General features: G+C 72.2%; 7 protein-coding genes. 1 reads left to right on the forward strand and 6 read right to left on the reverse strand.

The features are described from left to right. Window positions 1-4 precede the first annotated feature (4 nt). The 6 genes from mreC to ACFWI8_RS17180 all read right to left on the reverse strand — a co-directional run bounded on the left by mreC (window position 5) and on the right by ACFWI8_RS17180 (window position 8,094). Window positions 5-1,066, reverse strand: a complete 1,062-nt coding sequence (mreC, locus tag ACFWI8_RS17155; protein ID WP_387091654.1) for a rod shape-determining protein MreC — start codon at window positions 1,064-1,066, stop codon at window positions 5-7. A 99-nt stretch (window positions 1,067-1,165) separates the two neighbouring features. Beyond that, a complete protein-coding gene (locus ACFWI8_RS17160; RefSeq protein WP_311603410.1) occupies window positions 1,166-2,185 on the reverse strand; it encodes a rod shape-determining protein in 1,020 nt (339 codons plus the stop codon). Window positions 2,186-2,507: 322 nt separating this feature from the next. Continuing rightward, a complete protein-coding gene (gene ndk, locus ACFWI8_RS17165; protein WP_311603411.1) occupies window positions 2,508-2,912 on the reverse strand; it encodes a nucleoside-diphosphate kinase in 405 nt (134 codons plus the stop codon). Between the two features lie 462 nt (window positions 2,913-3,374). Then, entirely contained in the window at window positions 3,375-3,722 is a 348-nt protein-coding gene (locus tag ACFWI8_RS17170) for a DUF4233 domain-containing protein (RefSeq protein WP_387091688.1), read from the reverse strand. Between the two features lie 8 nt (window positions 3,723-3,730). Then, window positions 3,731-5,233, reverse strand: coding sequence for a bifunctional folylpolyglutamate synthase/dihydrofolate synthase (locus tag ACFWI8_RS17175; protein WP_387091658.1), 1,503 nt, complete (start codon window positions 5,231-5,233; stop codon window positions 3,731-3,733). 233 nt (window positions 5,234-5,466) lie between these two features. Beyond that, window positions 5,467-8,094: a valine--tRNA ligase gene (locus ACFWI8_RS17180; RefSeq protein ID WP_387091660.1), complete on the reverse strand. Its 2,628-nt coding sequence runs from the start codon at window positions 8,092-8,094 to the stop codon at window positions 5,467-5,469. A 146-nt stretch (window positions 8,095-8,240) separates the two neighbouring features. Between ACFWI8_RS17180 and ACFWI8_RS17185 the strand changes: the two genes are divergently transcribed. Beyond that, a complete protein-coding gene (locus ACFWI8_RS17185; RefSeq protein WP_387091663.1) occupies window positions 8,241-9,332 on the forward strand; it encodes a hypothetical protein in 1,092 nt (363 codons plus the stop codon). Window positions 9,333-9,424 lie beyond the last annotated feature (92 nt).

A 9,424-nucleotide genomic window follows, 5' to 3' on the forward strand; every position in this document is an offset into this window, starting at 1 on the left:
GGTCTCACTCCTCGGTGGCGGTGTCGTCGTCGCCGGCATCGACGGGCGCCTCGCCCTCGCCGGCTCCGGTCTCGCCCTCGGTCGGGGGCTGGGGCTCTCCCACCTCGTCACCCGGCTCGCCCTGGGTCTCCTCGCCCTCGCCCGCGCTCTCCTCGTCCTCGTTGCGCGCCCCCTGCTCGCGCTCCTCGTCCTGGTTCTCCTCCTCGGGACGGGGCGGCAGCACGGAGTCGCGCGGGTTGTCGCGCGGCGGTTCGACGACGACGCCCACCAGGTCGAGCTGGGTGAACGAGACGAAGGGCCGCACCTCGACGGTGCGGGTCAGGTCGCCGTTGGACCGGTTGACGTTGACGACCTCGCCGACCGGGACGCCCGGCACGAAGGGCCGGTTCTCCGCGGAGCCGAAGGTGACCATCCGGTCGCCCTCGCGGACCCGGGCCTGCTGGTTGAAGAGCTGCACCTCGAACGTGTTCCCACCGCCGCCGGTGGCAAGCCCCAGCTCCTCGCTGCCCTCGAGCCGGGTGCCGACGCTGAACTCCGGGTCGTTGGCGAGCAGCACGGTGGCCTGGCCCCGCCCCACGGTGGTGACCCGGCCGACCAGTCCTTCGCCGTTGAGTACCGTCATGTCGCGGGTGATGCCGTCCTCGGTGCCGGCGTCGATGGTGACGGTCCAGGAGAAGCCCTGGGCCGCGCCGATCGCGATCACCTGGGCGCCGACGATCCGGTAGCCGCCGGCCCCGGCCGTCCGCAGCAGCTCGTCCAGCTGCCGCGTCCGCGAGTCGCGGTACTCGTCACTGCCGAGCTGCTGCCGCAGCTCCGCGTTCTCCCGCTCGAGTTCGGCGACCCGGTCGTGCCGGTCGCCGGACTCGCGGATCGCCGAGATGGCGTTGGCCACCGGGTCGACCGCGCCCGCCACGCCCTCCTCGACCGGACCGAAGAAGGAGGCGGCCGCCTCCCTGGGCCCGTCGAGCGGGGAGTTCTCGCCGCCGCGGATGTCGAGCGTGATCAGGGCGAATGCGATGGATACCAGCAGGACGAGGAGCAGCCGGCTCTCTCGGGTGTCCCTCACGTGCGGCGGCCGTGCCTTTCTTGTGGTTGCGGGTGGTTGTCGCCGCGCGGTCCTCGCGGCCGGCCGCGCGGCGGCCGTGGCGGCGCGGAACGCCGGCGGCTAACGCCTGGGCTGGGCGTCCAGCACCTGCTGCAGCGCCTCGAACTCCTCGACGCACTTGCCCGAGCCGAGCGCCACGGAGTCCAGCGGGTCCTCGGCGATGTGGATGGGCATGCCGGTCTCCTGGCGCAGCCGCTCGTCGAGGCCGCGCAGCAGGGCGCCGCCGCCGGTGAGCACGATGCCGCGGTCCATCACGTCGCCCGAGAGCTCAGGCGGGCACTTGTCGAGCGTCGTCTTGACGGCGTCGACGATCGCGTTGACCGGCTCCTCCATGGCCTTGCGGACCTCGGCGGAGGAGATCACCACCGTCTTCGGCAGCCCGCTGACCAGGTCGCGGCCGCGGATCTCGGTGTGCTCGTCCTGGTCCATCTCGTAGGCCGAGCCAATGGTGATCTTGATGCTCTCGGCGGTGCGCTCGCCCAGCAGCAGGCTGTACTCCTTCTTGATGTGCTGGATGATCGCGTTGTCCAACTCGTCGCCCGCCACCCGGATCGACTGGGCGGTGACGATGCCGCCGAGCGAGATCACGGCCACCTCGGTGGTGCCGCCGCCGATGTCCACCACCATGTTGCCGGTGGCCTCGTGCACCGGCAGGCCCGAGCCGATCGCCGCCGCCATCGGCTCCTCGATGATGTGCACCTGGCGCGCGCCGGCCTGGGTCGACGCCTCGATGACCGCACGACGCTCCACCCCGGTGATGCCGGACGGCACGCACACGACGACCCGGGGACGCGCCAGATAACGGCGCTTGTGGATTTTGAGAATGAAGTACCGGAGCATGCGCTCGGTGATCTCGAAGTCGGCGATGACGCCGTCCTTCAGGGGGCGCACCGCGACGATGTTGCCCGGGGTACGGCCGATCATCTTCTTCGCCTCGGCGCCGACCGCGAGAATGCCACCGGTGTTGGTGTTGATGGCGACCACCGACGGCTCGTTGAGGACAATCCCACGACCTCTGACGTACACCAGCGTGTTGGCCGTCCCGAGGTCGACTGCCATGTCACGGCCGATGAACGACATATTGTTCGCCATAGGGATACATCTGGCCTTCCAGCTGGAGCGATATGTGCGGGGAGGTCGGCAGGGGGTGCGATAACGGTACGCCAAGAGGGCTCTCCCGCTCGCGGAGGGGAGAGAGCCGGCGGCGATGCCATCGTATCCACGGCCGGTCGAACACGGAGCGCCGGAGCGCCGCTTTCGCCATTGTCGGCGGAACCCGGCCCGCCCTCCGTCATGTGACGTCGTGTTCGGGTGACGGGTTCCCTCGTTCGACTGTACCTATCCCGATGGACGAAGTCGTTCAGGTGAACCCTGACGGCGGGTCAGGGCGTGTCGGAGTGGCTCACGGAAAGAAGATCTTCAGTTCCCGTTCAGCGGACTCCTCCGAATCGGAGGCGTGAATCAGGTTCTCCCGCACGATCGTGCCGAAGTCGCCCCGAATGGACCCCGGCGCGGCGGCGATCGGGTCGGTCGGACCGGCCAGCGTGCGCAGCCCCTCGATCACGCGCTCACCCTCCACGACCAGCACGACGCTCGGCCCCGAGGCCATGAACTCCAGCAGCGGCTCGTAGAACGGGCGGCCGACGTGCTCGGCGTAGTGCGTCTCCAGCGTCGCGCGGTCCAGGGTACGCAGCTCCAGCGCGGTGATGGTCCAGCCGGCCTTACGCTCGATCCGGCCGATGATCTCGCCGACGAGTCCGCGGGCGACGGCGTCCGGCTTCAGCAGAACGAGGGTGCGCTGGCTCATGGCAGGCGGCTCCTGGGATGGGAAAGGGTGTCAGACGGGGGTCGCAAGACTACCGCCCCGCTGCGCTCGGCCCCCGCCGGGGGCTTCTCCCCACGCACGCGCGCGGAGCGCGCGGAGTAGCCACACAGCGATCGGCGCCGCGCGCCGGGGCGGCGTAGCGCTGCCCTGCGGAGCGGGTTTCCCCACCCACCCGCCCTTCTCGGCGCTGCGCGCCGGGGGCGGCCGCCGTAGCGGCTCCGCCGCCTGTTGCGGCCCGCCGAAGGCGGCTGCTCCGCGGCGCAGGTTCCCGCTACCCGCCCACTCCCGGCGCTTCGCGCCGGGTGGCGGAGGCTGCCGGGCCGGGCGGCGCCGGCCGCGGCGTGCGCCGCCGGTCACGCTCAGAGGCTCGGCCGCCGCAGGCGGCCGCACACGGCGCGCAGCGCCGGAAGAGGGCGGGTGGGTGGGGGAAACCGCCGCGCCGCGTCAGGCGCTTGGCTTCGGGGCTATCGCCCCGCCCGGCGCCGTCGTGTCGATGTGGCGGCCGAAGTGGATGGAGGCCCACCAGAGGCCGGCGAAGGCCGCGCCGAGGATGAACATCGCGGGGAGGACGAAGCCGGCCGCGATCAGGCCGATCTGGAGGGCCCAGCCGAGCGGGATCGCCACCGGCGTCCGCAGCAGTCCGCACAGCAGCACGCACAGCGCCATCGCGGGGCCGCTGACGGCCCAGATCGTGGTGGTGGAGAGGTCGTCGGAGAGCCGCATCGCGGCCACCGCCGCGAGGCCGATGACGATGAACTCGCAGACCAGGGTGCTGGCGCAGAGCGTCCGCAGGGTTCGCATCAGCGGGCCTTTCCGAGCAGCAGCCGGGCCTCGCCGACCGTGATGACCGAGCCGGTGACCAGGACCCCGGCGCCTCCGTACTCGTGTTCCTCCTCGGCCAGCGTGATGGCCTCGTCCAGCGCGTCGTCGAGGCGCGGCTCGACCTGGACCCGCTCCTCGCCGAAGACCTCGACGGCGAGCGCGGCCAGCTCGTCCACGTCCATCGCGCGGTGGCTGGTGTTGCTGGTGACGACGACCTCGGTGAACACCGGCTCGAACGCCTCCAGGAGGCCGCGGACGTCCTTGCCGGCCGAGGCGCCGACCACGCCGATCAGGCGGCTGAAGCCGAAGGACTCGCTGATGGCGGCCGCCGTGGCCTGCGCGCCCGCCGGGTTGTGCGCCGCGTCGAGCACCACCGTCGGGCTGCTGCGCACCACCTCAAGACGGCCGGGCGAGGTGACGGAGGCGAACGCGGCGCGCACCACCTCGGCGTCGAGGGTGCGGGCCGGCCGGTCGTCGCCGACGCCGAAGAACGCCTCGACTGCGGCCAGCGCGACCGCCGCGTTGTGCGCCATGTGTTCGCCGTGGAGCGGCAGGAAGACCTCGGGGTACTCGCCGCCGAGGCCGCGCAGCGTCAGCAACTGGCCGCCGACCGCGACCTCGCGGGAGAGGACACCGAACTCCATGCCCTCCCTGGCGACCGTGGCGTCCACCTCGACGGCCCGCCGCAGCACCACGCCGGCCGCCTCGATGCTGGGCTGCTGGGCCAGCACCACCCGGGCGCCGGGCTTGATGATCCCCGACTTCTCGACCGCGATGGCCTCCGGCGTGGTGCCGAGCTTCTCGGTGTGGTCGAGCGCGATCGGGGTGAGCACGGCGACCTGCCCGTCGATGACGTTGGTCGAGTCCCACGTGCCGCCCATGCCGACCTCGACCACCGCCACGTCCACCGGGGCGTCGGCGAAGGCCGCGTAGGCCATGCCCGTCAGCACCTCGAAGAACGAGAGACGGTAGGGCTGCTGGGCGTCCACCAGCTCGACATACGGCTTGACGTCCTCGTAGGTGGCGACGAACCGCTCGGCCGCGATCGGCTCGCCGTCCAGGCTGATCCGCTCCGTGATCGACTGGACGTGCGGGCTGCTGAACCGGCCGGTGCGCAGCTCGAAGGCGCCGAGCAGCGCCTCGATCATCCGGCCCGTGGTGGTCTTGCCGTTGGTGCCGGTGATGTGGATGGCCGGATAGCTGCGCTGCGGCTCACCCAGCACGTCCATCAGGGGGCGGATGCGACTCAGCGACGGCTCGAGCTTGGTCTCCGGCCACCGCTTCGCCAGCTCCGCCTCCACCTCGCGCAGCGCGCGGTCGAGCTCGGGGTCGGCCGGGCGGCCCGGCAGCTCGCCCCCGCGCGGTGCTCCCGACTGGGCGCGCAGGGTGCGGCTGCCGGCCTCGATCACGGCGAGATCGGGGTCGCGGTCGCTCTCCGCGCCCACGATCTCCTCGAACTCGTCGTACTGGTCGTCGCTCACGCCCCCAGTCTACGAAGCGCCACTGACGGCACCGTCCCAAGGCCCTGTCCGGTCGGCCTTGCCGGATCAGGCCTTGGCTCCCCCAGGCCTGGCGGCCTGGGAGGTACCCCCAGATGCGGTGCATCGCAAGGCGGAGTATCGCAGCTCATACTTGGCCGTATTCGCGCGATGCGACAACGCAGCGAGGTGCCGTAGCTGGCGTCGCGGCCCCGGCAAGGCTGGCCGGACAGGGCCTAGGGGAGCCTGGCGAGCTGGGCGGTGATCCGGGCGATGTCGGCCTCCGCGGTGGCGCGCCGGGTGCGGATCTTGTCGACCACGTGGTCGGGCGCCTTGGCCAGGAAGGCCTCGTTGCCGAGCTTGGCGTTGGTGCCGGCGAGCTCCTTCTCGGCGGCGGCCAGGTCCTTGGTGAGCCGCTTGCGCTCCGCGGCCACGTCGATCGCGCCCGACAGGTCGAGCGCGACCGTGACCCCGGCGACCGGCAGGGTGGCGGTGGCGGTGAAGCCGTCGCCGGCCGGCTGGAGGCGGAGCAGCGACCGCACCGCCTCCTCGTGCGCGGCGAGCCCGCTGTCGGCCAGGTCGAGGCTGGCCGGCACCCGCTGCCCGGGCTGGAGGCCCTGGTCGGCGCGGAACCTGCGGACCTCGGTGACGAGCCGCTGGACGGCCTCGATCTCCCGCTCGGCGTCCTGGTCGCGGAATCCTGAGTCGGCCGGCCAGTCGGCGACGACGACGGACTCGCCGCCGGTCAGCGTCGTCCACAGCTCCTCGGTGACGAACGGGATCACCGGGTGCAGCAGGCGCAGCGTGACGTCGAGGACCTCGCCGAGGACCCGGCGGGAGACCTCGGCGGGGCGGCCGCCGGCGGCGAACGTCGTCTTGGAGAGCTCGACGTACCAGTCGAAGACCTCGTCCCAGGCGAAGTGGAAGAGCGCGTCGCTGAGCTTGGCGAACTGGTAGTCGTCGTAGTGCGCGTCGGTCTCGGCGACGACCGAGTTCAGCCGGGAGAGGATCCAGCGGTCGGTGGCGGACAGCTCCTCGGGCGCCGGCAGCGGGCCCTCGACGGTGGCGCCGTTGAGCAGCGCGAAGCGGGTCGCGTTCCAGATCTTGTTGGCGAAGTTGCGGGAGGCCTGGACCCAGTCCTCGCCGATCGGCACGTCGACGCCCGGGTTGGCGCCGCGGGCCAGGGTGAAGCGGACCGCGTCCGAGCCGTAGGCGTCCATCCAGTCCAGCGGGTTGACCGCGTTGCCGAAGGACTTGGACATCTTCTTGCCGAACTGGTCGCGGACCATGCCGTGCAGGGCGATGGTGCGGAACGGCGGGACGCCGTCCATCGCGTAGAGGCCGAACATCATCATCCTGGCGACCCAGAAGAAGAGAATGTCGTAGCCGGTGACCAGGACGGAGTTGGGGTAGAACTTCTCGACGCTCTCGGTGCGCTCGGGCCAGCCGAGCGTGGAGAACGGCCAGAGCCCGGAGGAGAACCAGGTGTCGAGGACGTCGGTGTCCTGGTGCCAGCCCTCGCCGCTCGGCGGCTCCTCGTCGGGGCCGACGCAGACGACCTCGCCGTCGGGGCCGTACCAGACGGGGATCCGGTGCCCCCACCACAGCTGGCGGGAGATGCACCAGTCGTGCAGGTTGTCGACCCACTCGAAGTAGCGGGAGGACATCTCCTTGGGGTGGATGGTGACCCGGCCGTCGCGGACCGCGTCCCCCGCGGCCTTGGCCAGCGGGGCGACCTTGACCCACCACTGGAGGGAGACGCGCGGCTCGACGGTGGTCTTGCAGCGCGAGCAGTGGCCGACGGCGTGCGTGTAGGGCCGCTTCTCAGCGACGATCCGGCCCTCGGCGCGCAGCGCGGCGACGACCGCCGAGCGCGCCTCGAACCGGTCGAGGCCCTGGAAGGGGCCGTGGACGGTGATGTTGCCTCGCTCGTCCATCACGGTCAGCTGGGGCAGCCCGTGGCGGCGGCCGATCTCGAAGTCGTTGGGGTCGTGGGCCGGCGTGACCTTGACGGCGCCGGTGCCGAACTCGGGGTCGACGTGCGTGTCGGCGACGACCGGGATCTCACGGTCCGTCAGCGGCAACCTGACGGTGCGGCCGACGAGGTGGGCGTACCGCTCGTCGTCCGGGTGGACGGCGACGGCGGTGTCGCCGAGCATCGTCTCGGCCCGCGTGGTGGCGACGACCAGCGAGTCCTCGCCCTCCCCGTAGCGGATGGAGACCAGCTCGCCGTCGTCGTCCTGGTACTCGACCTCGATGTCGGAGAGCGCGGTCAGGCAGCGCGGGCACCAGTTGATGATGCGCTCGGCCCGGTAGATCAGGCCGTCCTCGTAGAGCCGCTTGAAGATGGTGCCGACGGCGCGGGACAGGCCCTCGTCCATGGTGAACCGCTCACGGGACCAGTCGACGCCGTCCCCGAGGCGCCGCATCTGCCCGGAGATCTGGCCGCCCGACTCGGCCTTCCACTGCCAGACGCGCTCGACGAACGCCTCCCGGCCCAGGTCGTGGCGGGACTTGCCCTCCTTGGCCAGCTCGCGCTCCACCACGTTCTGCGTGGCGATGCCGGCGTGGTCCATGCCCGGCTGCCACAGCGTCTCGTAGCCCTGCATCCGCTTGCGGCGGGTGAGGGCGTCGATCAGGGTGTGCTCGAAGGCGTGGCCCAGGTGCAGGCTGCCGGTGACGTTGGGCGGGGGGATGACGATGGTGTACGGCTCCTTGGCGCTCTTGGCGTCCGCCGTGAAGTAGCCCCGCTCTACCCAGCGCTCGTACAGCTTCCCCTCTACGTCGGCCGGCGTGTACTGCGTCGGCAGATCGGCTGGGGCGGCGTGTCGCCCGGTCGCGGGAGGCTGGGTGTTCTCGGTCACGGCTGAAGTCTACGAGGCCCCGCGGGCCGAGTTCGAATCAGTTCCCGAGGGCCCGGGAGCGGCCCGGGGTCAGATGTACAGAACCGCGTCGCGTCCGAGAGTATGTGCGGAGGCAGTCCTGAGCAGCCTCGCATAAGGGGAAGCAGATGAGTCACAACGAGCCGGGCCCCTACGGGCAGCCAGGTCCCTACGGTCAGCCGCAGCCGGGGCCGCCCGGCGGCGGCTATGGGCAACAACCGGGGCCGCCCCCGCCGCCCGGTGGCGGCTACGCGCAACCACAGCCGCCGAACCCCTACGGGCAGCAGCAGCCGGGTGGCTACGGGCAGCAGCCGCAGCAGCCGGGAGGGTACGGCCAGCCGCCGCAGGCACCTGGCGGCTACGGGCAGCAGCCGCCCCCGCAGCCCGGCGCCTACCCCCAGCCCGGCCAGCCGGGACAGCCCGACTACGGCCAGGCGCCGCCCTACGGCGCCCCCTCGCAAGGTGGGGGCGGCCGCAAGAACCGGACCGGGCTGATCGCGGCGGCCGTCGTCGTGGCGCTCGCGGTCATCGGCGGCGGCACCTTCCTGCTGGTCGGCGGTGACGACGAGGAGGACGGCGCCGGCGGGGACGGCACGCGCTACCAGCTCGCCCTGCCCGAGACCACCGGCGACTTCACGCTGGCCGCCCCCGCGTCGAGCACTCAGGACATCTCCGAGGAGGAGCTGGCGGCCGCCGGCATGGCGGAGGCCGAGGGCACCACCGGCACCTACCTGGGCGGCGTCACGCCCGAGGAGCTCGCCGGCATGCAGGACCTGTCCGAGCTGGGCGACCGGGTGATCAACAGCATGCTGGTCGTCGGCATGTGGGGCGCGGTCGAGGACCCGGAGGCCGCCGTCGACGCGCTGCTCGCCTACGGCGCGTCCGAGGGCGTCGCCGACCAGGGCGGCGCCGAGCTCACGCTGATCGGCGAGCCGCAGGAGATGAGCCCCGAGGGGCTCGACGGCGCCGTGATGAAGTGCCAGCAGGGCTCGGGCGTGGAGCCGAACACCGAGCAGACGATCCAGATCCCGCTGTGCGTGTGGGCCGACGACAGCACCGTCGGCATCGCCGCCGTGCAGCGGCAGAACGCGACCGGCGCCACCGTCGAGGCGCCGCTGGAGGAGGTGGCCCAGTACACCGCGCAGGTGCGGGCCGACGCGCTGCAGCCGATCGACGAGGGCGCCGAGGGGGCCCGCGAGGACACCGGAGCCGAGGGCTGACCTCGGCACCCACCACGAGGGCGGGGGCGGCCCCCAGGGTCCCGGGTAGGCCCCCCCCCCCTAACCACCAGCCCGAGGCCGGCGCGGGCGCG

Source organism: Streptomyces sp. NPDC127098 (assembly GCF_042722465.1).
Taxonomy (GTDB): Bacteria; Actinomycetota; Actinomycetes; order Streptomycetales; family Streptomycetaceae; genus Streptomyces; species Streptomyces millisiae.